Raw genomic sequence first — 24,279 nt, 5'->3', positions numbered from 1 at the left:
AAACGAACAGATGAAGCTTACACATTCACAAATTTCGGAAATTCTTTCGAATTACACAAGCAGTAGCGAGGGTTTTGTCACCCTTCTGTCTTTAATTATGAACTCTCTGATGTTTCATGAACGGGAGCTTTTCGTCAGCGCAAACGGCAATGAGCAATGCAACGGTTTCCGTTCTCGACGTTGGTACAGTCACGGCTTTGAGTTTTCCCTGCGCGTCCCCCGCAGCCGCAGCGGCAACTTCTATCCCGTTCTCCTGGGCCTGATACGCAATGAAAGCGAGGAACGTGCGAGGCTGTTCAATCTTCTCTATACCAAGGGACTTACTACGCAACAGATAAGCGAGTTCTCCGACAGCATCTATGGCCGCACTTACAGCAGGCAGCAGGTTTCCTATCTGTCCAGGTGTTGCTGTGAAGACGTTGAGCAGTGGCTCGGCCGTGCCTTGTCCCCGCATTACTTAGCCGTCTACATTGACGCCACCTTTATCTCCACCCGCAGGGACGGGCAGGTATCCAAGGAGGCCTACTATACCATGCTGGGGGTGTTGGAGGACGGAAGCAGGGAAGTGCTCACCGTAGTCAACCATCCCACAGAAGGGGCCGTATGCTGGAAAGAGGAGCTTGAGGCGTTGAAAGAAAGGGGCGTCGAGGGAATTGACCTTGTCGTTTCCGATGCGCTGCAAGGCATAGAGAATGCCGTCTGTGCTGCCTTTCCGCAGGCAGCCCACCAGTTCTGTGTGGCACATGTCAAGCGACAGATACTTGGTAGCGTATCCCATAAGGATAAGCCGGAAGTGGTCCGGGAACTTGGCGAAGTGTTTTCCTTGGAGAACAAAGAGATGAAATCCTTGCAGGGATACGGACATTTCATTACTTTTGTAACCAAATGGGAAAAGAAGTACCCAACCTTGAGAAGGTATAAGGCGGAGCGTAACGCAGCTTACTTCACGTACATGGACTTCCCCATAGAAGTACAAAGGTGCATATACACGACCAACTGGATTGAAAGGTTAAACAGAAAATACAAGAGAACCGTAAGTATGAGGACCTCTATGCCGTCAGACAAGTCAGTGATATTCCTATTGGCTGCTGTGGCTGTGGAGGAAACAAAGAAGACATATGCCAGAAGAATATATCAATTTAAAAACTGGAAACAGAAGATAGAAAACGAATGGAAAGAGAGAATAGAATAGAAGGAATACTTACACACTTTGAAAGACAGTACCAAATTAGACAAGTCTTTGGCCAAGTCCACCGATTTCCTCCAGGTATTCTGATTTCCAAGAAACTCATAATACTGATGCTGCATCCAAAAGAGTAATAGCAGAAAATGATTCAGACCAGAACGATGAAGATTTGAATAAGAATTTTATGGATATTATTGCCAATCAAACATGAGATAAATGATGAAACTAAGGATAAACTCGCCATTTATAATAGCCAATCTTGTGCTTGTACCATTATATTTTTCTTTCACTACCTATTTTTTCTTTCGAGGTAACAGTGATGCCTATGATTATGTGGATACATATCTGAAGCAATCGAAAGTGATTAAACTGACAATTCCCAAACTATATGAAGAGAAAAGAGAGCGTTACAAATTTAGAGATGGGAGAAAAGGGGCGAGAGATTATAGGCAGTTCATATTCTATTCCCCCCAATATCGTAAGCATATCGCTATCGTATCATTCAGCGATATTGATTTAGACAGTAAGATAAAATATGATTTGGATGAAGAACGGAGATCTCATATCTATAACTATCAAGCCACTATTATAGCCTATGCAAATACTATTCAATGGAACGATGCAAAATACGGAACAAAGGACTTGCCGATGCCGATATTCGTTATCAAGTCGACTCATTTGTACAATAATACAAAGGAAATAGAGTATTTAAGTTTTCATAATGCAGAGAAAGTCAGCCCGGAAGCTACTCGTCAGTATGTGGAACAATACTTGGCACACTTCCTATCTGAAGAGGAATTCGACAGACTGTTTAAAGGAAAAAAGAAATAAAACTTTGAAATATAATTGGAAATGGTATTTTGGAAAATCATTTATATGAAAAGAAAAAAAATATACATATTATATTCTCTCTTCTTTTTATTTTTGCCAATAAGTATATATGCACAAAATAAAATAGAAGAGCATTATACGCTGAAGTCAGGATATGAATTGAGCGTTACAAACCAAAGAGGTGATTCCTTATTGTATTTCTTTTTAAAGAATGGTAATTCTAAGAAGAATATCATCACCGAAAATCAGATATACATGAATGACACTGTTTTGTGGAAGAAATATAACTCCCGCTATGAGGGGATAGATTTTACAGATTATTTTTGCATAACCTATTTCATAGCAAATAGTATGCTGGGGATAGAGTTGTACGAAAAAAAAACAGGCACAGATTTCTTTCATGGGAAATGCCTTATCTTATGTGGAGAGAATATGCAAAACAGAATTGCTTACCGTATAAAAGAAGAGCTATTATTATGTCTTCAAATTAATAACAATCAAGATGATGGGACAATTTTATTAATAGATTTAAAGAATTCTCATATACACAAGATAAACATCCATCAATTGGTAAATAATATGCAAGATACATATTTTTGGCACAGTGTATATATTAAAAATGTAAATTCTCAATACGTTATAATAACGTATAACAATGGTTTTTCAAAACCAATTTCATTAAAACTCAAACGTATAAAATCTCCCCAGAATAAACTTATTCTAGATTGTAAGAATTATAATGGGGAGTTAAAAGAAAATCGCGTTAACAAAAAATGAATGAGTTCTTGTTTATGAAAATCCTTAAAATGGTAATGCTGCTTCTGAAGATAGCTAGCGTCTCAGAGGTGGTGGATTTATATAAATTACAGGGCAAAATCAATATGATACTATAAACCAAACAATTAAAAAGTGTTATCTTGATTTTACAGGAACTATTACTTTTGAAAATATTAACAACATCAAGGAAGTTCGGGGAATTTGAGTAGTAACCAAATCGTAACCCTTTTCCTATTTTAATCTTATAAGTATGTATAATCAAAGAGTTGAACCGATACTTTTTACCGTTGAAAGTGCTTCTTTGCAAACTCCATATCCTGCACAACTTCGACCGTTCCGATATAGTTTCCTTCGTCATCTCGCACAGCCATGTAGTTCACAAACATAGGATGACCACATTTCTCCACCCACATTGGCACCTGACTGCGCTTTCCAGAACGCAAATCTTCAATGATACTGCGCACCATCGGCTCTATTTTCGGCGGATGACAACTAAAGACTTCGCGGTCGATAGCCATTAAAGGACGCTTGAATATCTTGCTCCCTTCATTGAAATAACGATTGAAGTTGTCGGCATCTACAAAGGTAATTTCAAGTGGAAGTGTGTTGAGCATAGCCGTCAACTGACCTAAAGTGAGGTGACCTCCCGGCATGACTATTTCGCCTTCATGCTGTGTTCTGACGGTCTCTTTTGACTCTGCCTGCGACCAGATGCGATGCTCGACACCGAGGCAGACGGCATAATCCTTACTGTCACGGTAAATCTGTTGCCACTCCGTTTCCGTGAAGTTGGCCGCACAAAGGGGCAGAAGAATGTTGTTTTCCTTATATATCATCTCCTTGGCGCGGTTCAGAACAGCCCCGACTCTGCCCCACCACAGCTCGTCATGTTCGCCTTTTCGTGTCAGAATTCCAAGCTCGTTGCGTATCTCATCATCAATAGTCCACATCACTTGTGACGGCCCACTGATGTCATATCTTACTTTAAGATGCGGATAGAGCAAGTCGCCTTTCTTCGCATAATGAATGGAAAGTTCACGTATGCGCAATAGTAATTCGGTGATATCTCCACGTGTTTCAAGCACGTCAAATGCCTGCTTCAGCAACACTTCAAGGGCCGCATTCTCACGCAAGAACGTCTGAATGGGATGCCCGTCTATATGCGACAGGTCGACAGCGCGTTGGGTATTGGCCTGCGCCATGGCATGAATTTCGTCATGACGGCTGACAGATGTTGCCACTTCCTGCTCGGCATTGGCCATGCGTTCCTCACGAGTAGCCCCATGAAACAAGGCAGAATGAATGTCACAAAGCTGCTGAACTTCATGCAAGGGCGTGCCTTCGGCCAGCAGTTCCTGCTCTGCCTGCATGATCTCCGAAGCCTCTACATCGCCGAATTCATTGGCAAAATCCTTGCGGACTGCCTCCAAACTCTCTCCTTTTCCAAGTCGTCTGAGGTAGCCTTTCAACTGCTCCGTGCGCGTGTTTTCAGCCACAGGGCGCAGTGTTTCAGCACTCATCACGGGCTTTCCTGCCCCAACAACCTCAAAACCTTGCTGCTCCAAAGCATCGATAACAGCTTTCATTTCGATGCCATGCATGCCTGCTCCCTTCGGAATGGTTATCAGTTTGCCCACCGAATTGCGTAGAAACTTCTTCGTTATATCGGTTAATCCGAGCCCCGAAAGCACCTCAATAAGCTCCGGATACTGGGTAGTGAGGTCGTAAACCGTGCGAGATAAGTCTATCTTCTTCCCCATAATATCACTCCTTTCCTATGGTTCAGTGGTTGCACATCATACCCAAATTGACGGTGAAGCCACCATCCGGCGTCTCCATAAACTTGCCGCGATCATCTAAGAAGTCGACAATCTCTGCAGCATCAAGCCCCTCAACAGAGCATGTGCAGAAGCGTTCTGCAGCGCCGAAGCGTTCAATGATTGCATCAACAAGCGCCTGCTTTGAGGCGAAACTCTTTCCCTCCATCATGTGGAGTATTTCATGTCCGTGTGTCATATCTGTTTACTTTTAATTAAATTTCTGTATGCAAAGATAGGTATATGACATTGCAAAGAAGAGTAACAAATGTGACAAAAGACCTCGTTTTTATCTTCTTTTAACGTTATATTCCCGAAATCATGCAAAAGATTGCCTAATTTCGTACAATAAATCAAATGAAATGGCTTTAAGATGAACATCAGATTACTATTGACTTCAACATTGACTATGACTGCATCCTGCATGATAGCACAGAGCTTTCACTATCCGAAAGCACCTCAAGACAACACCGTTGACACCTATTTCGGCACACAGATTGCCGACCCATACCGCCCGCTCGAGGACGACAACAGCGCAGAAACAGAGCGTTGGGTCACGGCAGAAAACGCATTGACCCGACATTATCTTGACCAGCTTCCACAGCGTCCAAAGCTCATGAAGCGCCTCAAGGAAGTGGCCAACTATGAAAAAGTAAGCACGCCGTTCAAGCGACATGGCACGTGGTATGTCTACAAAAACAACGGCTTGCAGAACCAAAGTGTGCTCTATAAAATGGATAAATTGGGCGGCACACTGCATGAAGTGCTCGATCCCAACAAGCTAAGCAGCGACGGAACTGTGGCATTAAAGTCGGTCAGTTTCTCTCATAATGGCCGCTATATGGCTTATATCGTGAGTCGAAACGGGAGCGATTGGCAGGAAATCTACGTGAAAGATCTCGAAACAGGGCAAGACCTGACCGACCATATCGAATGGGCAAAGTTCAGCAATGCAGCCTGGAGAGGCGACGGTTTCTATTACAGTGCCTACGATGCACCCACAGGTCATGCCTTCACAAGCAAGAACGAAGTGCATAAAATCTATTATCACAAGCTCGGAACTCCGCAGAGCGAGGATGAATTGTTCTATCAAAATCCGGCATTTCCACTGCGTTTTTATGACGTAATAGTCAACAAAGAAGAAACCGTAATGTATCTGACGGAGTCGGGAGAAGGCAGCGGAAACAACCTCTATGTGCGCGACTTGCGACGTCCCGACGCTCAGTTCGTGCAGATGACCAACGACATGAACCTTCAGTATTCGCCTGTACAGACCGTGGGAGACAGCATCTATATCTTCACTAACTCAGGGGCACAGAAGAACCGTTTGATGTTGGCCAACCTCGCCAAGCCAGGCATTAAGGATTGGAAAGTGCTTGTTCCCGAAGCAGAATATGTGCTTGATGACGTCACTTTCACCCATGGAAAGATGGTGCTGAACTACAGTAAGGACGCCAGTTCTCATTGTTACCTTTACACGCTTGAAGGCCGTAATATAGGCGAAATCAAACTGCCATCGGTCGGCAGTGTGAGTTTTTCGGGCGAGCGAAATGAGCCGGAATGCTTCTTCTCTTTCAGTTCGTTCACCGTTCCCGGCACAGTATATCAGTTTGACACCGACAGCAGAACGAGTCGCGTTTACAGCCAACCGAAGGTGAATTTCAAGCCGAATGACTTCGTCACCAAACAGGTGTTTTATGCGAGTAAAGACGGAACCCGCGTACCGATGTTCCTCACTTACCGCAAAGATTTGAAGCTCAATGGCAAGAATCCTGTATATCTCTATGGCTACGGGGGCTTTAATGTTGCGTTGCCACCCTACTTCTCTTCCATGCGAATTCCATTCATGGAGCAGGGCGGTATCTATGTACAAGTGAACCTAAGAGGCGGAAGCGAGTATGGCGAAGCATGGCACAAGGCAGGCACAAAGATGCAGAAACAGAATGTGTTCGACGACTTCATCGCTGCTGCCGAATGGCTCATTGCCAACAAATATACCGATAAAAAGCATCTCGCTATCGTCGGAGGAAGCAACGGCGGACTGCTTGTCGGAGCCTGTTTAACCCAACGTCCCGACCTGTTTCAAGTCTGCATACCCCAGGTTGGCGTGCTCGACATGCTGCGATATCACAAGTTTACGATTGGTTGGAACTGGGCTCCCGACTATGGAACATCGGCAGACAGCAAGGAAATGTTCAACTACTTGCGAGGCTATTCTCCGCTCCACAACCTGAAGAAAGGCGTGAGTTATCCCGCAACGCTCATCACCACGGCCGACCATGACGACCGAGTTGTGCCGGCACATAGCTTCAAGTTTGCGGCAACCATGCAGGAATGCCAGGGCGGAAAGGCGCCCGTGCTCATCCGCATCGACTCGAAAGCGGGCCACGGCGGAGGCAAACCGTTGAGCAAACAGATTGAAGAACAGGCCGATATCTATAGTTTCATTCTGGCCAACATGGGCAAATAAATCCCTGAAACGGTTGATTTGGAAACCCGAAATCAAATGAAGCGGAAAATAGGTTAAATCTTTTTAAAGAACTTTACAATTGCTCTTGAATGCTCGGCGAATTCAAAAAGCATGCTGTCCTCGTTCAAAATATGCAGCGCATTCTGCGAGTCAGCAACGCTTTGACAGCCAAAACGTTACGAAAACAAAGGCAAATTACAAGAAAAAACAACACTGAAAAATCATGCGATTTGCGTCAAATTGCCTTGCATTTTGCATGAGATTATCGCATGTTTTGACGCAGATAGCAATGCAATTAGCGTCAAAACGCGGTGCAAGATGATAGAAATGAGAGCATCGGAACTATGAAATGGCTTTGCACAAGTGCAGAAATTGCGTTTTCATTTCTATTTGGCGGCGCCAAGAAGTGTTAAAAAAGGGGATAAAAGTTTACAAGGAAAATCAACTTTTCCGCCCCCTCTTACTCTTAATTCTGCGTCACAATAAGCTTCAAACTATCGGATTTTGTTCTTAATTTCAGCCAACTTTGCAATCGTTCTCTATCAGGATTGTTGAGTGGGCGTAGGCAACTAACAACAGCCATAACGTGGCTTTTCGTAACAACAGTATCTGTTTTGGTTTCTGGAATCTGAGCAATCGCAACGAGTTTGGCTGTTGGATACATAGATTTTAATTCTTCTCGAACATCTTTTGTCAGTTCAGTATAGCGTGTAAACTTCTCAAGTTTTTGCTCAAGGTCATTGATTTGAGCTGACTGCTCTATGAGTTTCTGCTTACTAACCTGTTCACTTGTTGTTCCCGTTCCAAGCATTTGGTTGGCCATGAGCAGACTATCCGACTGCGAACCCTGTATCACATGCAGTTTATAGTCTGCTAAATTGTAGGCTTCCAACATCTTCTCTGCCTCGCAGATTGCCTTCTTTGAGATAGTTTTTCCCACGGCAACAACATTCAACACCTTGCCCTTTGTGTCATAGTTTTGTGAGATAATCCTTGTGCCTTTGAAAGAAAGTTCAGTACGTACAAATCTTCTTGCATTATTTTCTATCACACTTTGTCGAATGATTTGCAGAGTCATATAGGCTGCTGGAAGCATGGTTAGCACCACGATTCCTATGATATATTGCTTCATCTTCCGCAAACGTGCATCGTCTATGAATCTTCTTTGCTTGAAGCGAAGCATTCGAACACCAATGAAAGTTGCCAAAGCAATAAACACCGTATTGATAAAAAAGAGATAGAATGCTCCAAAAAAGAAACTCGATTCGCCCATGGCAAGTCCATATCCAGCTGTACATAGGGGTGGCATTAAAGCTGTAGCAATAGCAACGCCAGGGATAACATTGCCCTTTCCCTTTGTAGAGAGAGCCAAGATGCCTGCAGCACCACCGCAAAGAGCGATGAGAACATCGTAAAGCGTGGGCGAAGTACGCGCCAAAAGCTCTGACTGAGCCTCGTTCAAAGGTGTAATAAGAAAGTAAAGCGTGGCTGTTAAAACGCTGATTCCTGTCGCAACAAGGTAATTTTTAATTGATCTTTTCAGCAAGACCAGGTCATTTATACCCACACCAAGCCCCATACCAATGATGGGTCCCATGAGTGGAGAGATGAGCATTGCACCGATAATGACTGCTGTAGAGTTGACATTTAGCCCTAAAGATGCTATGAAAACAGCAAACACTAAGACCCATAAATTGGAGCCATGAAAGGCTACTCCACTGCTAATTTGCTGTATAGTTTCCTCCTCGTTCTCCTTATCTGGCAGTGCATTGAAATACCCTTTAATCACCTGCCATAGCGATTTTTCATTGCTTTCCATATTTATTTGTTTTGCTGCAAAATTACAAAAGAGTTTGCATATTGCCCTTTATACCTAAGCCATTTGCCCTACGTTAAAGTAATTTAACGCTTGCTGTTATATTAGTTCTCCATTACCGCTTCCTTCATCTCAAGCCAAATCAGCGAAAGCTAAGGGGAAAAATAGGCGTGTTTTCAACTTTTTCGTTTATCTTTGCAAAGCGAAAGGCATGCGCAAGGCAGCGCAGTTTTGAAGCAACCCCATTTCATTTTTCATATATATAGACAGGAAACAAACGACAGGAACAATGAGAAAACGTTATCAGAAACAGATAGAACACCGCTTACTCTTACCGATTTTGCAATTCACACAACGCGAAAAGTCGAGCGGAATAGTGCTTGCCGTCTTCGTTGTGCTTGCACTTCTGCTGGCCAACTCGCCCTTACGCAGTGATTATCTCCATTTCTTAGAGCATCATTTCGGTTTTATCGTAGATGGAAAATCAGTGCTCAACTTCAGTGTTGCCCATTGGATTAACGACGGACTCATGTCGATGTTCTTCTTCGTTGTGGGCTTGGAACTGAAGAGAGAGTTTATAGGTGGCGAGCTTCGCGACCTCCGTAAGGTCACACTTCCTGTTGCTGCGGCCGTCTTCGGCATGCTTGTTCCCGCATTGATCTATCTACTTTTCAATCTTGGAACGCCCTTTTCTCATGGCTGGGGAATACCCATGGCCACTGACATCGCCTTTGCTTTGGCCGTATTATATATGGTAGGCGACCGCATTCCAGTGTCAGCAAAAGTGTTTCTGACCACACTTGCCATTGTCGACGACCTTGGTTCAGTGGTTGTGATAGCCCTTTTCTATACCTCAAACATCTCGTTTTCGAGTCTTGCTTTGGGCATCCTGTTCCTCGGAATCATGTTTGCCGGCAACCGATTGGGCATCAAAAACGTGTGGTTTTACGGGCTTATCGGCATCGGAGGTGTATGGCTTTCCTTCCTCACTTCAGGTATACATGCCACCATTTCTGCCGTACTTGCTGCCATGGTTATACCTGCAGACTCGCGCATTTCTGAGGCAACATTCATCGCGAGAATACACAAACTGACGCGTCAGTTCGAGCAAGCCGAACCCAATGATGTGCGCACTTTAGAGCCCGAACAATTGGATATCCTGACGCGAGTAAAGGCAGATTCCATGCAGGCAACGCCTCCTTTACAGCGTTTGGAGCATGCACTTCATCCGTTTGTTTCGTTTGTTGTCATGCCTATTTTCGCCCTTTCGAATGCAGGAGTGTCGTTTGTCGACATGGATTTCAGTACGCTGAGTGCCAATCATGTGGCGCTCGGTGTCATGGCAGGTCTGCTGCTTGGCAAGCCCATTGGCATTGCTTTTGCCGTTTGGCTCATGGAAAAACTGGGGCTTGGACGCCGTTCTCACTCCATGACATGGCGCATCATCATCGGCTTGGGCTTTCTTGCTTCCATTGGATTTACCATGTCAATGTTTGTCACTATGCTTGCTTTTAACTCGTCGGAGAGCGTTATTCAGTCGAAAGTTGGTATCTTTGCAGCATCTATCATAGGCGGTATTGCCGGCTATATGCTATTGAAAAAGCGCCCGAAATCATAAAAAAATCAATCTATAACCAATATGAAAAGAACATCACTCCTCGTCACTGCGCTGGCATTGCCATTTGCCTTGGCAGCCCAGAACAGCTACAACAGTGCGCAGGAAGCAGCAAAGGCCGTGACCGTTAAAGTGGACACATCGCGCGAACCCATTCAGAAAGGCAAGTATAAACCCACTTGGGAGTCGCTCTCCGACTATGAATGCCCCACTTGGTTCCGTGATGCCAAGTTCGGTATCTGGGCACATTGGGGGCCACAATGCCAGCCCGAATACGGTGATTGGTTTGCACGCAGAATGTATGAACAAAGCTCTGATGCCTACACCTTTAGCAAAGAGGCACGCAATCCACAAAAGGATTTCGGCTTTAAAGACTGGATTCACGAGTGGAAAGCCGAGAACTGGAACCCCGAAAAGCTTGTAAAACTCTATCAGGAATGCGGTGCAAAGTATTTCTTTGCACTCGCCAACCACCACGATAACTTTGATCTTTGGGACAGTAAGTACCAGCCTTGGAACGCAACAAGCATCGGCCCGAAGAAAAATCTCATAGCAGGTTGGGCCACCGCCTGCAGGAAATTGGGACTTCCTTTGGGGCTGAGTGTGCACGCAGCACACGCTTGGACCTGGTATGAAACAAGCAGGGGAGCAGACAAGACGGGCACTTTCAAAGGACAACCTTACGACGGCAGGCTGACCAAAGCCGACGGAAAGGGCACTTGGTGGGACGGACTTGACCCGCAAGACCTCTATGAACAGCGCCACGAACTCAGCAAAAACAGTGGCGAATGGGATTGGGATCCGGCGCAAGTGACCGTTCCCGATCAGGCTTATTGCAACAGGTTCTACAACCGAACCATGGATTTGATTAACAAATATGCCCCCTCTGTGGTTTATTTTGACGACACTGTGCTGCCCCTCTACCCTTTCTCTGATGCGGGATTACAACTCACTGCCCACCTCTACAACAAGAGTATGGCCGAAAACAACGGTCGAAACAAAATGGTTGTAACGGGAAAAGTGCTGAAAGACTGGCATAAGAAAGCTATCGTTTGGGATGTGGAACGCGGCGCACCCGATAGAATTCAGCCCCTGCCTTGGCAGACCTGCACTTGCATCGGGTCATGGCATTACGACAAACGGCGCTTTTATGACGGCACTTATAAAACTGCAAAAGAGGTTATCCAGACGCTCGTTGATGTAGTAAGCAAGAATGGAAACCTGCTGTTGAGCATTCCTGTAAGGGCCGACGGCACGATAGATTCGCTTGAATATCAAGTCGTTCGGGAAATCGGTGCATGGCTGAATGTGAACGGAGAAAGCATCTATGGCACGCGTCCTTGGTATCAGTTTGGTGAAGGGCCGTCTGCAGAAGCAGTCAATCCGATAGAGGAACAGGGCTTCAATGAGGGCAAAGTGAAATATACTTCGGCAGACATCCGCTATGTCACTAAAGGCAAAACCATCTATGCAACGACGTTAGATGTACCGCAGGCAGGTGCTACCGTAAAACTGAAAGCCCTGCTAAAGACACACAGCGTCACGCTTTTGGGTTATGGGAAATTGGCTTTCAAGTCGTCAAAACAAGGGCTTTCTATCACCCTTCCCCATGCTTTGCCCAACACAATTGCATTGGTCATGAAGATTGAATGAGTGTAATGGCGATGTAAAATAATGTATCAAACGCTTCATTTTCTCCTTTTTTTCGTAATTTTGTACCGTTTTTAAGCTCATAAAGGAGATGAAGATATATTCCAAAATGGTGGCAGTGGCCGCACTTTGTGCCACTTTCACCTCATGTTTCAAAGACGAAGCACCGAATGCGGAGTGCGATATTGAAGAGGCTTTTATCAGTGTAAGCAATGCAAAAGAGGTGTTCAACAACCTTTCAGACACGCTTCTGCAGGTGTCATCAACAACGACTGACCTCATTTTTCAAATCAAACGAAAGGCCACTGTCACGAACTTTGCGCCACAGTTCAAGCTCACTGAGGGGGCAACAATCAGTCCGACAAACGGCTCGGAGCATGATTTCAGCAAGGGGCCTGTCGTTTATACCGTCACTTCTCAAGACGGGAACTACAGCCGTGTCTATCGCGTCAGCTTTAAAAAAGCTTCAGTCATGGTGGGCGATACCGTCAAGTTTGACTTCGAACACTATGTGAAAGCCAACCTCACCGGCCTCGCCGACTTCTACAAATGGCAGGAAAAAGACGGTGAGGGCATGCAGGATGTGTGGGGATCGGGCAATGCCGGTTTCTCATTGTCGGCCTGGGATCAACCTGCCGAAGCCGATCCAGCCATACCGATTGACGGATTTGACGGCAAAGCTGTACAGCTGACAACACGCAGTACGGGCAGCTTAGGCAAGTTGGTAAAGATGCCTATTGCCGCAGGTAACCTTTTCTATGGTACTTTCGACTTGAGAAATGCACTCGCAGATGCCTTGAAAGCCACGCAATTCGGGCATCCGTTCAACCGCAAGCCCCTTACGGTTACGGGGTATTACAAGTACACCCCTGCAAAAACTGTGACCGATCGAGCTTCTAAAGTACTTGAAGATGTCAAAGACAGTGCCGCCATTTATGCCGTATTCTATCGCAACCATGACGACAGCGGCCAGAAAGTTGTGCTTGATGGAAGCAACATCAAGACCAGCAATCTTATCGTTGCAATGGCCGACATGGACTATGTGGAGCCAAAAGAAGACTGGACAGAATTCGAAATCAAATTCAAATACCTGACTGATATCGATCTCGACGTGCTTGAACAGAACGGCTACAGCTTGGCGCTTGTGTTCTCTTCGAGCAAGCAAGGCGACCGCTTTATCGGTGCCATCGGCTCGACATTGTGTATTGACAAAGTAAGAATTATCTGTGAAAAGGAAAAGAAATAGCGTATGAAAAAAGTCATGATAGCCTTTGCCGCAATGCTCATCAGCCTTTCGGCAAATGCACAAAACATTCTCGGGGACAGCATCTCGCTGACTGCAAGAGTAGGATATTCACTCGGAGGAACGGCACCTGTGGGGCTTCCCCGCACTATCCGACACATGAACAGCTATACCCTGATGCCGAATTTTCAGTTTGGAATTGATGCCGAACGCCGTATTTCGCCGCTCATGGGCGTCATGTTGGGACTTCGTTTGGAGAATAAAGGCATGCAGGTTGACGCTCGTGTGAAGAACTATCACATGGCCATTGAGCAGGGAACGCAGCATCTTGAAGGCCAATTTACGGGCGATGTGAAGACGAAAGTAAACGAATGGATGTTCACGGTGCCTGTAATGGCAGCCTTTCATGTAGGCGATGATGTGCGACTGAAAGCCGGAATGTATGCTTCTTACGTGCTCTCGCGCCAGTTTGAAGGCTATGCTCACGGTGGATATCTACGCGTGGGAGGGCCTACCGGGGCCAAAATCAACATCGGAGAAGAGCCTGGTCAACGTGGAGATTACGACTTCAGCAACCACATGCGCCGTCTACAAGTGGGGCTTACCGTGGGTTGTGACTGGACTTTCTGCGAAAAATGGGGCGGTTATCTCGACTTGAACTGGGGCTTGAACGGCATCCACCACAGCAGTTTCAAGACCATAGAGCAAACCCTCTATCCTATATTTGCGACGGTTGGCGCAACATATAATCTGTAAGGAAAACCGTCTTTCAGAGGACAGGCAGCCCATATCATCCTGCCGGCGACATTAAATTGTACAGGATTTCCAGGAAAAAGAAGTCCTCTCATGAAAGAGTGTAAGCCCTATTTTCCTTTTCTTTGCATTTGAAAACAATAAAGAAATGGACATATAGAACTTACACTCTTGTATTGGAACACACTGCAATATTCTGCTTGATGTGCTTACACTTTATTCAGGCACATAGATAATTTCACCGTTCTCAAGTTCATAAGCTATTCCTACTTTCCTTCCTTTGGCACCATTACTATTGTCTTGATTGTGCGAAGGCGTATAACGTTCGATCTTTTGTCCTTTCTTACTGACAATCTCCATGTTTTCCTTACCTGGGTTCTTCACCATTGTGAAGTCTTCAGTACTAAACATTTCGGTCATATTATAGCGTGTGACAAGTGCCACCATCAGTGCTACAGCGAAGACCATGGCAATGTCAAAGAGATTTCCAACCACGCTCATCGGGTCGAAATCACTATCTTGGGAGAGTAGTCTATGCCGTCTCATACGCTGGATTTTCAGAAGTTAATAACTCTGCGAGAAACTCAAGTTGAGTGAGTTCCTGCATATGCCACCGTTTCTTTACCTGTAATGTCACGACACCCACTGCGCCTGAAAAGAGTCCGACAACGGTCGTAGCAAATGCTACCTGCATGTTATAAGCCATGGAAGCAATATCTCCTGTAGACAGTCCTACTAAGGCCGGCCCCATCGGTATAAGCGTACCCATGAGTCCTAACACTGGGCCTAACTTGGATAAAGTCTTTGAAATACCCATCTCTTTGTCAGCAGCGATTTCGTATTGCGACAGCAAACGGTTGATTTGGGCATGACTTCCTTGAGCGTTGAGCATACGATATATGTATGATAACAAGAGTGAAGAAGTCTGAACCGGTAAGCGCGTACTGAGCGAACTTACATTATCAACCGTGAGATTTTCCATTTCTGCAATAACAGTACCATGCAGTTTCCTCATGTTCATATACTGTCCAAAGAATGTACCGAGCAGTAGGAGTGCCCTGCCAAAAAGCACAAGAAGTAGGATAATGACAGGAACGAGTAAGCCTGTTGAAATCCAAAACAAGAAATCTGATATATAAGTCATTTGTTATATCCTTTTTTATTAAACATTTTTTCTTGCCATCTGTTCCACATAAAACCGATGACACCTCCTATGAACAGCAAGACGACAAAACCTATAAGCGAGGCTGTGTCGACAGTGTTGACAGGAGCATTTTGAGTCTCTCCATTGACTGTTGCCACTATACCGACAAGAGCGACAAGAACATTGGAGAGGAAAAGTATTTCTAAACGCAAGTCGGACTCGGGCAAAATGGCGCGCAATGCCATTCTGCCAAGCGGTACGGCAAAGAGAATTGCCACACCCAATGAAGTGGAAACAAGCGTGAAAGAAACTCCGGGAGTCAGGAAAATGAGTTGTACAAGCAATGCGAAAACAACGGGAAAAATGATGAATCCCGGATAAAACAAGAGTCCCTTTGCTATGATACGACTTCGAAGTGTATTGCCTCGACTGCCTGCACTACGGACAGTGAAAATACAGAACGTAAGCTGTACCACCACATCTATGCTTAATATGGCAGCAATATTACGCATGAGGGCTGTATCGTGCAACCAGTCGATGATTTGCGTTTTGGACTGTTCTATAGCTACCTGCCACATCAAGGCTGCGAAAATACCAAGTACAAGAGTAGTAATGGCAAGAACATTGCGGGTGACAAAGGTTTGCTTCAACAGGAAATTGAAGCAAACCAATATCATCAATATGAGAACTACTGTTGTCATCTCGTGCAAATATTATTTCATGTTACGCAACTTGCGATTACGACGCACTATCCATATGAGTGTGACAATAATGGCAAATGCTGCTGCAACAACAAACAAGTTGCTTAATATATGCTTCTCAGTAGTAGTATCGGAAAGTGTCTCTTTCTGCATTTTAATACCCTTTTTGTCGCCAAGGCCACTTTCACGTATCTTCTCTATATGCTTTGCATAGCTTTCATTTGCCTGTTTATCTGCGTTATTGTCAACAATAAACTGTCTTAGCTTCGCATTGTCGCAAACAAATCCTGAACAAGAAGGTTTGTATTTATTCACAAGTTCCACGTGTCGTTTTGCCAAAGCTTCCACTTGCTGATGTGAAGCTTTCCACATGCCCTTTCGAGCACTTTCAAGCATAACGGCAGTAATTTCTTCAATGGCAGCAGGATTCTTTTCTTCGAAGAACTTATTGATACCAAGGTTGAACTTATCTTTGATATATACATTATAGATTTCATTCCATAATTCATTGTCAATAGCAGCAGGTTTCATCACTTCCCAGCCAAAAGTGTTTTGTACGATAGCTGCAAATCCATCGGCAGAACTGGCTCCACCTTTCATATGTTCTTTAATATAAGTAGGATTGAAGATAGTCGTACGACTTTCTATGCCTATGGCTTCTTTCACTTCTTGCATTTTCATGTTTTGTCTGTTGCGATAGTCGCTCAAATAAGCATCGGGGTCCTTGCCCGTTACCTTGCGCACAGCAAGATTAAGTCCACCCATGAACTCATAAACATGATCAAGACTTAATGCACCCCAGGTATTGCTCTGGCGTGGTTGTACGACAACATCTGTCCGTGTAAGGGCAGCTTCAAAGGCATATTCTTTGAATTGTTCCCAATGCTTTGTGTCGCCATAGAAAGCTCCCATATTATTTAAATACGTATCAGCAATTTCTGATCGCTTCTCCCATCGGTCACTGCTCATAACCATTGCCTGTATACCTGTGCCATAGTTTCCATTCATTCCACCGAACACACGCCTTGAAGCAAGTTCTCTTGCCTCTTTAGGCGATACGCCCTTATCAGTCAAGACACGTTCGGTTTCCTTTACACCTTCGCTCACTTGATTTTCAAACTTATCATCTTTAGCAGCTGCAGCCATTTCAACGGCACGATTGATGAGAAATAAGCGTGAGGCAGCAAGGTCACGTAACTGTCCTGAGGTCTGCACAACAACATCAATTCTGGGACGCCCAAGCTCAGCAGAAGGGATAAGCTTAAGGTCGCTCACACGCCCAAAACCATCTCTAATAGGCTCCACACCAAGCATATATAGCACTTGAGCAATGGTTGCTCCCTCTGTTTCGATGAACTCACCACTCCACAGCGTGTAACTAACTTTACGCGGAATGCTGTCATGGTGGCGGCGTTTATAAATTTCTATGGTATTCTCTGCCAAGTCTTTCCCTTTTTCCCAAGCTGACTCGCTGGGGGTAGCTTCTGCATTGATACCATATAAATTACGTCCAGTAGGGAGAGTGTTGGGATTAGCAATGGGATCACCACCGGGCGAAGGAGCAGTATATCCACCATTCATAGCGTTAATTAAACTATTCAGTTCCATCTGAGGACTGCTCAACAGGTTCTTCTTATACAGTGAAACATTACGGATAGTGCGTTCTAATTCAACAACTGCAAAAGCAAAATCTTTATCACGTTTGTTGTATGAAGGCTTCTGAGGCATTCCTCCCTTTATCATCTTTGGCATTCTGCCCATATTCTTGGAGTTCCCGTCTTTCGCATTTGACATTCTGTCTTTCATGCCAGGCCTTTTCCCCATAGACTTAGACATATTGCCTTTCACCATGTCAGGCATACTCTTCATTGAAGACTTACCTTTTGACATTCCCCCCATCATCATAGCCATCATATCTTTAGGCGCTGTAATTTCCTTATGGACAAGACGCGCTTTAGATAACTGTTGAGGAGTAATATGTGCAGTAGCGCACACTATGCCATCTGTTGCATAAGCAGGGTTGGTAAGCAACTTGCCTACTAATGCCTTTGCGGGTGTAAGATAGCGTTGTGTAAAGCGTACATTATGTTTAGCTATCGTGTTATCTGCACGCCCTAAAGCTTTGTCTATAGCATAAAGCGAATAGGCTATAGGATCAGTAGACATCGCATAGACACTACTTGTAATACGAGCAGGTTCATAGGGCACTCCCAGTGTATAAAGTTTACCATTGATTTTAGTTGTAGCTATTTCTTCTGCAAAATTATCTATTCTGAGAATATCGTTCTCCGAATATGGTTTCCCAGGGATACTATCAAGTTCCAGTTCACGGTGAATGCCTAATTGAATAGTTAGTGCCTTAACAGCCAGTGAAGCTTTGGCTACATCTTGTCGATGGTGGGCGAGTTTATCGTTATATATCTTAATCTTCTCTGCTAATTCACGGTAGGTTCCTCTAAGACTACTTTCCATGAAAGGCGCAGTAAGATATGACTGAAGTCCCGCATACGAACGCCGCTTGGCTATCAAGCCCTCCCCTACATTACCAATAGTATATAGATAGAAATGAGGTGTAGCTCCCACAAGTCTATCCGGCCAGTCTAAACTACTTAATGCCACTTGTTTCTTAGGAGTGAATTCCAAACTTCCGTGTGTTCCGAAATGAATAAGTATGTCTGCCTTAAATCCAAACTGTGTCCATAGATAAGAGGCTATATAAGTGTGGGGAGGTGCTGCATCAGTGCCATGTGCTATTTTGAAAGAGTTATCCCCTTTACCAGCAGCATTCTGTGGCAACAAAACTACATTTCCAAACTTAAGTCGGGCTATACCGAGTTTACCATCAGGTGTATTCATATATGCGCCAGGAAATTCACCGAAAGCTTTGACTACCTCTGCATATTTCTTTGGTTGCAATGTTGCTTTTACCCAACTTTCATATTGCTGGCGCGTAATCAGTTCCGGCCGTTCTCTTTTCATAAACGTATCAAAAGCTCCCTTGGCATATAGTCCAAAAACTGCACCTTGCTTCTGGATCATCCCTTCAAGCTTCTCTGATGAACTGGGAAGGCCCGATACATCATAGCCTTCATTTTTTAATTTGACTAAAAGATTATAAAGTGAAGGACCGACTTCCATCCCGCCTGCCATCATCGCATTTTGTCCAGGGCCTTTGTAATAATAAATAGCTACACGCTTATCTTTATTCTGCTTTTTGCCAAGGCTGATATAATTATTAACGGTCTTGACAAACTGATCAAGCCTCTCTGGGATTGTTGCAACATAATTTAGACCATCTTTACCAAGAAAATGACCGAACAATACGAATGGACGTAGTGCACCATCTATTTCCGGCATCACTACACTTTGAGAGAGGAAACCACCATTCATACCCATTTTATCATCTTCCCAAGACTTTACAGTTCTATTTATGTTAAGTGGAGAGAAAAGAAGAATATTTCTGTTCTTTAGAAACTCCACTACGTCATCACCCATACGTCCGTGTGCCATATTGATAACTGCAGCCACATGAATACTATCTACATGATGTTCTCCAATAAACTCCCTGATAGAATTAACAGGATAGACAATATTTCCTGTAGCCTCTAAACGAGCTATCAGCTCTCTCGGTTCTCCCATTGAACCCGTAATCAATATCGCAGGAGCCTGAGATTTCCATAGACCATTACGTTTCAAGAAAGCATGGTATTCGCTAACGTTATTAAATTGAATATCTTCCGCATCACTATGCTTTGGATCTGCATGATAGAGCAATCCGTAAATCTTCTCTATCAATGGCTGGGGTTCCGGTGCCGAAATTAGTTTCCTATCTATGTATTTACGAATATAATTAAGCATACTTCGATAGTTCTTATAGCCGCCATTGCTGATATAACGCTTTAGTGTGTCGGCGGTAACTGAATCCATAGAAGTGAAATCATTATCAGGGTTTGTGATCATTGTACACACAATTGGCACCCCCTTCTTACGAGCTTTTTCTATTTCTTCACGCTGCTCCATAGTAAGTCGAAGTCCCATGGCTTCAATACAAACAGCATCATAGTGACCTAACTCTGACAATTCTTCCGTACTTACATCCTTAATTTTGATAAAGGAGTTATCATTGGCTTTAGCTATCCTGCTAAGCGTAATGGTTTGATAGTTGACAAAAGCTATGCGCGTAACACTGAACCATGTGTGCCAGACTATACCACCCGCAACCAACAATATCAGTGCTGCAATTGCGAGAAATATCTTTTTTCTCATTTTCATCGATTATTAAAGTTTAAACATATCGGCAATATTGATGCTCACCGTAGCAACAAATGTACGACCGTTTTCAGGCAGCTGAACAGCAGAATCCACCGCCTTATCCCTATAGTTGAAGATATTATCTACCATCAACCCTATTGCAATTCCTCTCGGGAGCTCCGACCGTAAGTTCAGTGAACACAAAGTACGCGGATCGTATTTCGTTTTGGTATAGGTCTTGTCACTGCTACTATAAGCGTATCGAGTTATACTTGACACCCATGATGTATTGAAAGCTACACTTTCAGTAGTTTTGCCAAAACGATGCTTATAGACAGAACTCAATCGTGCACTATGCGGACGCACCCATGACATGTTATAACCATCACGCTCATCATAGTCATATACATAAGAATATCCTCCTGAGAAACGCAGTCCAAAAGGAAGTTTATAATTGGCTGTAACCTCCACACCAGTAGTCTTAACATTCAAGGCATTTACATATTTCATGTTCCACGACTTTCCCGGAGAAATATATTCATACGAAATTTTGTTCTTATATCTATTGTGATAGGTAGAGACGGATAGATTTAACCCCTTATAATCATATTCTACCGAAGCAGAAATCTGAGTTCCCTCTTCCGGTTTCAAATCCTTATTACCATACATCATAATCCCCATTCCCCCCATATTAAATTCCTGATAGAGTTCTTTCAAATTTGGTATGCGGTAACCTTGAGAGTAGCCGGCACGCAGTGTGATTGTTTTCAACGGACGATATAATACTGACACCTTAGGAGTAAAATGTAGCCTATAACTTCCACCCTTATCTCCGCGCACTCCAACGACAACATTCATTTTATCTGTAAGCTGCCAATCATCTTGTAAACAGAATGAATACTGGTTCATGTGTACCGTAGCTGTATCTTTCATGAAATGATGCTTCATGTCCTCACGTAACAGATCTACGCCACCACTCAGAGTGTGTTTGCCAAACATACCTGTGTAATACAAGCGAATAGTACTGTTAACATTTCCATATACACGTTCATCATCGTCCACATATACATTATCCTTGATATAGTTATCACGGATATACGATAAATCAAGATTCTGATTGTCAGCAAACTGCCATTTAAGCTTTCCGCTCAAAATAAGATCCCTATATCGCTGATAATACCTTGCATTATCATACTTGTCACGTTTATTAGTATAATAAGAAATTCTGGCTGATCCAGTAAAGCGATCACTGAAATTATAGGATAACTTCTGAGAAACATCCATAATAGAATAGCCGTAAATATTGAATGCAACGGGTTCTGTCTTACTCTTGGTCACACTACCGTCAGGGTTGATGATTTCTTTCTGCTTACCTTGCTCATCTTTCACAAGATAGGAGTCGCGTTTTCTCCATCCAAAAGATGTAAGCGATGAAAACCTATGAAGGTTTACTCCAGCTGAAGCCGAATAAGACTGCCCTTTCTTACCTGCATAGCGTGTATGCATACTGGCAGTAAACGGACGAACACTTTTCTTTGTGATAATATTAATCACACCACCAATAGCCCTACTGTCATACAAAGTGGAAGCTGCACCTCGCACCACTTCTATACGCTCAATATCATTGATATTAAACCGACTGTAATCAATATTACTATCGCCACTCTCTCCACTGATGCGCTCTCCATCAAGTAAAAAAAGTACAGCCTTTGCATCCATACCTTGATAAGTAATTTCAGGTACCTGACTCATCGTATTATAATAGAATTGGATACCAGGTAAAGTGTATTCCAACAATGTAGTGAAATCTACAGGATTGACCGTTTCTATCTCTTCACGTGAAATAACACGTGTAATAACCGGCACGTCTTTCAATTGGCGTTCATAACGTGATCCTGTAACAACTAATTCATTGAGTGCAGTTTCCGAAGGCTGGAGTCTTATTTTCAACGGTGGATGTCCCGATGCTGGAACCGTAATTAATCGAGGAGTATAGCCTAAGTAACTCACTCGCAACTTATACACCTTATCTTTCTGGACATTCAAGCTAAATTCGCCTTTTGAATTGCTGCCGCAATTGATATTCGTTCCTTCTACCACAATAGATGCTCCTGCTAAAGGTTCTCCATTAGCTGTCATGACAACACCCTTGATAATATAATTAGGAGGATTAGCAGGGACATTAGCATTAACGGTGACTAAAGCCACCGTTAACAATAAGACCAATATAAATGAAAATCGTTTCATTATATATAGTATTTAATTAGAGAAACTATTTATTTTTTCACGAACTTATACTCAAAGTCTACCAACTTCTTTTTACCTTTCTTATCTGCATAATCCTTGAACTTAATTAAAGCATAGCTTCCATCTTTGAAGCGCACTGAGAACACTTTGTCGCTCATCGTGTACTTTGGAGGCATACCCTTGCTGCTAATCCACTTATTCAATTCAAGATTGGAAAATCCTTTAGAATAGCCCATCACACCATTCTGCATACCAGACATGTCTACAGGAATGAAAAGTTGTTTATTGGCTACATAATTTCCCTTAGGCATTTCTGTCAGTTTAGAAAGTTCAGTTTCATTGGTCATAAGTGCCTCCCCATTGTTAATAAGAGCATCATACACATGGAAAGCCAAGTGCCATGTCTTAGGTGCATTGGGTTTCCCTGCAGGAATAGTCTTGGTTACCTTATAGTCTAATGTACCGTCCGGCTTCTTCTTATATTTCCCATTTTCTATGATGAACTCATGATATTCCCATTCATTCACATCTTTTGCAGTGACTGTATCACCAGTTTCTAAATTCACATAAAGCCAAGAGTCACGAGGAGACGCATTGAGCGTGAGACGTTTTGAGTTGACATTTTGAGGATTTACAGGTGTATTGTCATCCTTACTGCATGACGAAAAAGTTAATACTGCGAGGCATCCAAATGCGATAATTGATTTTAGTTTCATAAATATATAAATTTAAAATTAATGGTATTTTATTCGGGAACAAAGATAATACTACCCCTATAACTAAACAATACCTTAAAATTAGTATTTTCATGTTAATAAAAGGCTATGCATAATATATTCATCTAAATAAGAGAATAGGTTTTTGCAAACACAATAATTTAGGATATCTAAACCTACTATTTAATTTTCCCGTAATTAAAATGATCGCCTATCTACAAAAACAAGAAAATAAATAAACAGAGAAGGTGGTCTATCCTCTTGCATATTTCCTCAAGATTCACTATATTTGCAATTGTAATGAAAGACTTTGCAGCCATTGATTTCGAGACAGCCAACAATGAACGGACCAGCGTTTGCTCCGTAGGATTGGTGGTTATACGCAACGGGAAGATAGCCGATCGCTTCTATTCGCTTATTCATCCCGAGCCCGATTACTATACTTACTGGAACACTCACGTGCATGGATTGACACAAGCAGACACCAACCATGCGCCAATCTTCCCCGAAGTGTGGCGCAAAGTGGAGTCACTCATCGTTAATTTGCCCCTCGTTGCCCATAACAAAGCCTTTGATGAGAGTTGTTTGAAAGCCGTTTTCCGCTGCTATCAAATGGACTATCCCGACTATTCCTTCTATTGCACGCTCGCCCAGTCACGTCGAGTCTGGCCACAAGGCCACCACAATCTCGACATCATTGCAGCCCGCTGTGGCTATGATCTGACCAATCATCACCACGCACTTGCCGATGCCGAAGCCTGCGCAGCTATTGCATTGCAGATATTATAAGCGGTTTTCTTGCAATTTCGGAAGTTTCTCTGTATCTTTGTCTATCTAATATAAGGTAACAATGACCTTCGACCAACTTGATTTTGCAAATGAAATATGCCCGCATTATCAAGGGAATAGCCGAACAGTTGGGTATTTCTTTGGAGGAAGCAATGGACAAATTCTATCACTCTGTGACTTTTCAAATGATTCAGAATGGCGTTGCCGACCTGCATTGCCGTAGCGACCAATACCTCATAGACGAGTTTTTAATTGAATATAACGAATGATATT

19 protein-coding genes are annotated in these 24,279 nt (G+C 43.5%); 10 read left to right on the top strand and 9 right to left on the bottom strand.

The genetic code is table 11. The features are described 5' to 3' along the window. The first annotated feature begins 10 nt into the window (after window positions 1–10). The 3 genes from EL210_RS03220 (at window position 11) to EL210_RS03210 (ending at window position 2,794) form a co-directional block, all read left to right on the top strand. Complete coding sequence (locus tag EL210_RS03220) at window positions 11–1,192, top strand: IS256 family transposase (RefSeq protein WP_126370197.1); 1,182 nt, start codon at window positions 11–13, stop codon at window positions 1,190–1,192. 210 nt (window positions 1,193–1,402) lie between these two features. Continuing rightward, entirely contained in the window at window positions 1,403–2,017 is a 615-nt protein-coding gene (locus EL210_RS03215) for a hypothetical protein (protein ID WP_025879657.1), read from the top strand. Between the two features lie 45 nt (window positions 2,018–2,062). Continuing rightward, window positions 2,063–2,794, top strand: a complete 732-nt coding sequence (locus tag EL210_RS03210) for a hypothetical protein (protein WP_232000413.1) — start codon at window positions 2,063–2,065, stop codon at window positions 2,792–2,794. 281 nt (window positions 2,795–3,075) lie between these two features. Here EL210_RS03210 and EL210_RS03205 read toward each other — a convergent pair whose 3' ends face one another. Together EL210_RS03205 and EL210_RS03200 are read right to left on the bottom strand one after the other, a co-directional pair. After that, window positions 3,076–4,554 carry a DUF438 domain-containing protein gene (locus EL210_RS03205; RefSeq protein WP_018920712.1) on the bottom strand — a complete coding sequence of 493 codons (1,479 nt, stop codon included), beginning with the start codon at window positions 4,552–4,554 and terminating at the stop codon, window positions 3,076–3,078. A 22-nt stretch (window positions 4,555–4,576) separates the two neighbouring features. After that, window positions 4,577–4,810: a YecH family metal-binding protein gene (locus EL210_RS03200; protein ID WP_004378235.1), complete on the bottom strand. Its 234-nt coding sequence runs from the start codon at window positions 4,808–4,810 to the stop codon at window positions 4,577–4,579. Between the two features lie 174 nt (window positions 4,811–4,984). On the opposite strand from EL210_RS03200, the gene EL210_RS03190 reads away from it, so the two are divergent. Continuing rightward, window positions 4,985–7,081, top strand: a complete 2,097-nt coding sequence (locus EL210_RS03190) for a prolyl oligopeptidase family serine peptidase (RefSeq protein WP_036889417.1) — start codon at window positions 4,985–4,987, stop codon at window positions 7,079–7,081. 466 nt (window positions 7,082–7,547) lie between these two features. Here EL210_RS03190 and EL210_RS03185 read toward each other — a convergent pair whose 3' ends face one another. Further along, entirely contained in the window at window positions 7,548–8,900 is a 1,353-nt protein-coding gene (locus EL210_RS03185; RefSeq protein ID WP_018920708.1) for a TIGR00341 family protein, read from the bottom strand. 286 nt (window positions 8,901–9,186) lie between these two features. Between EL210_RS03185 and nhaA the strand changes: the two genes are divergently transcribed. The 4 genes from nhaA to EL210_RS03165 all read left to right on the top strand — a co-directional run bounded on the left by nhaA (window position 9,187) and on the right by EL210_RS03165 (window position 14,161). Continuing rightward, window positions 9,187–10,515 (top strand): Na+/H+ antiporter NhaA, encoded by a 1,329-nt coding sequence (gene nhaA / locus EL210_RS03180; protein ID WP_018920707.1) that lies wholly within the window; start codon window positions 9,187–9,189, stop codon window positions 10,513–10,515. 21 nt (window positions 10,516–10,536) lie between these two features. Continuing rightward, window positions 10,537–12,165, top strand: coding sequence for an alpha-L-fucosidase (locus tag EL210_RS03175; RefSeq protein ID WP_025879658.1), 1,629 nt, complete (start codon window positions 10,537–10,539; stop codon window positions 12,163–12,165). An 88-nt stretch (window positions 12,166–12,253) separates the two neighbouring features. Continuing rightward, window positions 12,254–13,408, top strand: a complete 1,155-nt coding sequence (locus tag EL210_RS03170; protein ID WP_018920705.1) for a PCMD domain-containing protein — start codon at window positions 12,254–12,256, stop codon at window positions 13,406–13,408. A 3-nt stretch (window positions 13,409–13,411) separates the two neighbouring features. Further along, window positions 13,412–14,161 (top strand): porin family protein, encoded by a 750-nt coding sequence (locus EL210_RS03165; RefSeq protein ID WP_025879659.1) that lies wholly within the window; start codon window positions 13,412–13,414, stop codon window positions 14,159–14,161. A gap of 213 nt (window positions 14,162–14,374) precedes the next feature. Here the strand turns inward: EL210_RS03165 and EL210_RS03160 are convergent, their stop codons facing one another. The 6 genes from EL210_RS03160 to EL210_RS03135 are packed head-to-tail and all read right to left on the bottom strand — an operon-like array spanning window position 14,375 to window position 23,217. Beyond that, window positions 14,375–14,704, bottom strand: coding sequence for a DUF2149 domain-containing protein (locus EL210_RS03160; RefSeq protein WP_025879660.1), 330 nt, complete (start codon window positions 14,702–14,704; stop codon window positions 14,375–14,377). Continuing rightward, window positions 14,691–15,302 carry a MotA/TolQ/ExbB proton channel family protein gene (locus EL210_RS03155; protein ID WP_018920702.1) on the bottom strand — a complete coding sequence of 204 codons (612 nt, stop codon included), beginning with the start codon at window positions 15,300–15,302 and terminating at the stop codon, window positions 14,691–14,693. The genes EL210_RS03160 and EL210_RS03155 overlap by 14 nt, the downstream gene beginning before the upstream one ends. Further along, entirely contained in the window at window positions 15,299–16,003 is a 705-nt protein-coding gene (locus EL210_RS03150; protein WP_025879661.1) for a hypothetical protein, read from the bottom strand. Before EL210_RS03150 ends, EL210_RS03155 begins: the two co-directional genes overlap by 4 nt. A gap of 12 nt (window positions 16,004–16,015) precedes the next feature. Next, the gene (locus EL210_RS03145) at window positions 16,016–20,269 is read right to left on the bottom strand and encodes a cobaltochelatase subunit CobN (protein ID WP_026285974.1); all 4,254 of its coding nucleotides are present in this window, start codon (window positions 20,267–20,269) and stop codon (window positions 16,016–16,018) included. 12 nt (window positions 20,270–20,281) lie between these two features. Further along, window positions 20,282–22,501, bottom strand: coding sequence for a TonB-dependent receptor (locus EL210_RS03140; protein ID WP_025879662.1), 2,220 nt, complete (start codon window positions 22,499–22,501; stop codon window positions 20,282–20,284). Between the two features lie 29 nt (window positions 22,502–22,530). Then, a complete protein-coding gene (locus tag EL210_RS03135) occupies window positions 22,531–23,217 on the bottom strand; it encodes an HmuY family protein (RefSeq protein WP_018920698.1) in 687 nt (228 codons plus the stop codon). Window positions 23,218–23,517: 300 nt separating this feature from the next. On the opposite strand from EL210_RS03135, the gene EL210_RS03130 reads away from it, so the two are divergent. Together EL210_RS03130 and EL210_RS03125 are read left to right on the top strand one after the other, a co-directional pair. After that, entirely contained in the window at window positions 23,518–24,006 is a 489-nt protein-coding gene (locus EL210_RS03130) for a 3'-5' exonuclease (RefSeq protein WP_018920697.1), read from the top strand. A gap of 89 nt (window positions 24,007–24,095) precedes the next feature. Beyond that, complete coding sequence (locus tag EL210_RS03125; protein ID WP_004372978.1) at window positions 24,096–24,275, top strand: DUF3791 domain-containing protein; 180 nt, start codon at window positions 24,096–24,098, stop codon at window positions 24,273–24,275. The last annotated feature ends 4 nt before the right edge of the window (window positions 24,276–24,279 follow it).

This window comes from Segatella oris, from assembly GCF_900637655.1.
Taxonomy (GTDB): Bacteria; Bacteroidota; Bacteroidia; order Bacteroidales; family Bacteroidaceae; genus Prevotella; species Prevotella oris.
This window is presented reverse-complemented; position numbering and strand designations above follow the sequence as displayed.

Bases quoted from the DNA above. Each gene is read 5' to 3' on its own strand.
- EL210_RS03220 (WP_126370197.1), top strand. From the start codon at position 11: ATGAAGCTTACACATTCACAAATTTCGGAAATTCTTTCGAATTACACA.
- EL210_RS03215 (WP_025879657.1), top strand. From the start codon at position 1,403: ATGATGAAACTAAGGATAAACTCGCCATTTATAATAGCCAATCTTGTG.
- EL210_RS03210 (WP_232000413.1), top strand. From the start codon at position 2,063: ATGAAAAGAAAAAAAATATACATATTATATTCTCTCTTCTTTTTATTT.
- EL210_RS03205 (WP_018920712.1), bottom strand. From the start codon at position 4,554: ATGGGGAAGAAGATAGACTTATCTCGCACGGTTTACGACCTCACTACC.
- EL210_RS03200 (WP_004378235.1), bottom strand. From the start codon at position 4,810: ATGACACACGGACATGAAATACTCCACATGATGGAGGGAAAGAGTTTC.
- EL210_RS03190 (WP_036889417.1), top strand. From the start codon at position 4,985: ATGAACATCAGATTACTATTGACTTCAACATTGACTATGACTGCATCC.
- EL210_RS03185 (WP_018920708.1), bottom strand. From the start codon at position 8,900: ATGGAAAGCAATGAAAAATCGCTATGGCAGGTGATTAAAGGGTATTTC.
- nhaA (WP_018920707.1), top strand. From the start codon at position 9,187: ATGAGAAAACGTTATCAGAAACAGATAGAACACCGCTTACTCTTACCG.
- EL210_RS03175 (WP_025879658.1), top strand. From the start codon at position 10,537: ATGAAAAGAACATCACTCCTCGTCACTGCGCTGGCATTGCCATTTGCC.
- EL210_RS03170 (WP_018920705.1), top strand. From the start codon at position 12,254: ATGAAGATATATTCCAAAATGGTGGCAGTGGCCGCACTTTGTGCCACT.
- EL210_RS03165 (WP_025879659.1), top strand. From the start codon at position 13,412: ATGAAAAAAGTCATGATAGCCTTTGCCGCAATGCTCATCAGCCTTTCG.
- EL210_RS03160 (WP_025879660.1), bottom strand. From the start codon at position 14,704: ATGAGACGGCATAGACTACTCTCCCAAGATAGTGATTTCGACCCGATG.
- EL210_RS03155 (WP_018920702.1), bottom strand. From the start codon at position 15,302: ATGACTTATATATCAGATTTCTTGTTTTGGATTTCAACAGGCTTACTC.
- EL210_RS03150 (WP_025879661.1), bottom strand. From the start codon at position 16,003: ATGACAACAGTAGTTCTCATATTGATGATATTGGTTTGCTTCAATTTC.
- EL210_RS03145 (WP_026285974.1), bottom strand. From the start codon at position 20,269: ATGAGAAAAAAGATATTTCTCGCAATTGCAGCACTGATATTGTTGGTT.
- EL210_RS03140 (WP_025879662.1), bottom strand. From the start codon at position 22,501: ATGAAACGATTTTCATTTATATTGGTCTTATTGTTAACGGTGGCTTTA.
- EL210_RS03135 (WP_018920698.1), bottom strand. From the start codon at position 23,217: ATGAAACTAAAATCAATTATCGCATTTGGATGCCTCGCAGTATTAACT.
- EL210_RS03130 (WP_018920697.1), top strand. From the start codon at position 23,518: ATGAAAGACTTTGCAGCCATTGATTTCGAGACAGCCAACAATGAACGG.
- EL210_RS03125 (WP_004372978.1), top strand. From the start codon at position 24,096: ATGAAATATGCCCGCATTATCAAGGGAATAGCCGAACAGTTGGGTATT.